The sequence below is a fragment of the Bradyrhizobium sp. GW821-FHT13H06 genome, assembly GCF_058803975.1.
The window spans coordinates 1-1,712 of record NZ_JBXAPN010000028.1 but is presented as its reverse complement, the minus strand read 5'-3'; the positions used below and the strand labels follow the sequence as shown (position 1 = coordinate 1,712).

Sequence of the window (1,712 nt, the reverse complement as noted above, 5' to 3'; positions counted from 1 at the left end):
GTCAGGCTTATTGGCAACGCGCAGCACCTTCCAAAATTTTGGCTCTACACAGCCCGCTCTTGATTGAACGGGGCGGGCTGCTGTGTGCCGGGAGAACACGAAGACGGAGGAACAACCATGCCCGATGACATCGCCAAGGATTACGACCACTACGTCACCATCCTTCGATCCGACCAAGGTCAGTTTTCAGGTGATGGCGACATGACGCCGGAAGTCCGGCTGCTCATCCAAAAGAACCAACAGCGATTTGTTCAGCTGATGGAGCGTGCGATCTTGACGTTGCACTGGAACGACGGCGATCGTGACGTGCTGGTCACGGTGATACCGTGCGAGGCCGCTGCCCCTGACAAGCCGTTCGCCAAATTCACGTTGCCGTTCCCGGAGAACGTCACGCCCATTCGGCAAGCGGGTAAGTGACGATGCATATCCAGGATTTTTGCGAAGCCGAGGCGCGCAAGGGTGACGGGCAATTCGCGATCGCGTTTGCACTGTTGGAGATCGCCGAGCAACAGAAGGCCATCGCCATGTGGGTGAAGTATCTCGGCAACGGCGACGCTGCGACTACGATGGGCGCCATCGAGGCGTTCGGAAAGCACGTCGGGGAAAAGCTCGACGCTCTCACCTCCGCAATTTCAGAGCTGTCGCAGGGCGATGATGGCCAAACGTGAGCCACCATCGCCCGTCATGGACTGGGCACAGCGCGTCGCTGACGCATTGAAGGCGGACTTCATGAAGGTGGTCGAGGCAATCGACTGGGACACGACACCGGAATGGGAACGCGAATTCGTCCAGAGGCATTTGAACTCGTTCGACCATCTTGCCGAAACCCTTGGCGATGCAGGTGCTGCGCATCGAGCGCGAGAGCAAGAAAATTCGGGCGCGGCTGCAGCGAAAGCCAGCGTTGCCGAAGGAGTAACGTGACGCGCCGCATGTCACGAAACCAATGAGACCTTGATGGGCAGGCGACCGATCGGCGATCGGCCGATGACAGCTGCGGAACGGCAGCAAAAACGGCGACAAGCGCAGCGCTCGCATATCGTGACAGAGCCTGTCACGAAACCAGACCCTGTCACGAAATCCGAACTCGATGTCACGAAACAGCAATTGATCGAAGCGCGCGCGGAGATCGAACGGCTGCGGGCCGAGATCGAGCGACTGAACAGGAGTATCGACGCCGCCAAGGTCCGACCCAAGCCACCACCCAAGACGCCTGATGAGAGGCTGACTGCAGCCAACAAGCGCATCAAGGGCCTACAGGAGACGCTGGGAAGGGCTACGATGGACGGCGTGACGTTCGGCAAGCTGTCGAAGGCGCTGCGGCAAGATCACCTCCAAACCCTGTCTGAAGCCGAGCAGGCAAAGGCGCGCGAGGAAGCATTGCGAGCGCTGAACAGCTGGCGAGGTTGGACCAAGAACCCCTCATGACATGAGCCGAGAATATCGTGACGCGCGCCTGTCACGAAATGTTCGGCCCGGTCGTCCCGATCAATCCATCCCAATTGGTCGGGACGGCCGTGAGCCATGGGCACTGTCCCGCGGTTCTGTGGGACAATTCTGTCGGAAAGCTACCTTCCCACGGCACCGTGGGGAAGGTCGTCACGCCGCCTTGCGCAGCCCCGCATCCGCCGTCGCGATGATCCGCCGCAGCTCGGCGGCCCATGCATCGAGCACGGCGCGCTTGCGCTCGACCGTGATGCGGGTGGCCTTGTTGT

At 60.4% G+C, this 1,712-nt stretch carries 4 protein-coding genes; all 4 read left to right on the top strand.

Features of this window, described 5'->3' with window-relative positions; translation table 11 throughout:
- The first annotated feature begins 117 nt into the window (after positions 1 to 117).
- The 4 genes from AC1RQP_RS40140 to AC1RQP_RS40125 are packed head-to-tail and all read left to right on the top strand — an operon-like array spanning position 118 to position 1,425.
- On the top strand, positions 118 to 417 hold the full coding sequence (locus AC1RQP_RS40140) for a hypothetical protein (protein ID WP_492943302.1): 300 nt from the start codon (positions 118 to 120) through the stop codon (positions 415 to 417).
- Positions 414 to 668 (top strand): hypothetical protein, encoded by a 255-nt coding sequence (locus AC1RQP_RS40135; RefSeq protein WP_492943300.1) that lies wholly within the window; start codon positions 414 to 416, stop codon positions 666 to 668. Before AC1RQP_RS40140 ends, AC1RQP_RS40135 begins: the two co-directional genes overlap by 4 nt.
- Positions 655 to 921: a hypothetical protein gene (locus tag AC1RQP_RS40130; RefSeq protein ID WP_492943298.1), complete on the top strand. Its 267-nt coding sequence runs from the start codon at positions 655 to 657 to the stop codon at positions 919 to 921. The genes AC1RQP_RS40135 and AC1RQP_RS40130 overlap by 14 nt, the downstream gene beginning before the upstream one ends.
- Positions 922 to 954: 33 nt before the next feature.
- Positions 955 to 1,425: a hypothetical protein gene (locus AC1RQP_RS40125; RefSeq protein ID WP_492943296.1), complete on the top strand. Its 471-nt coding sequence runs from the start codon at positions 955 to 957 to the stop codon at positions 1,423 to 1,425.
- The last annotated feature ends 287 nt before the right edge of the window (positions 1,426 to 1,712 follow it).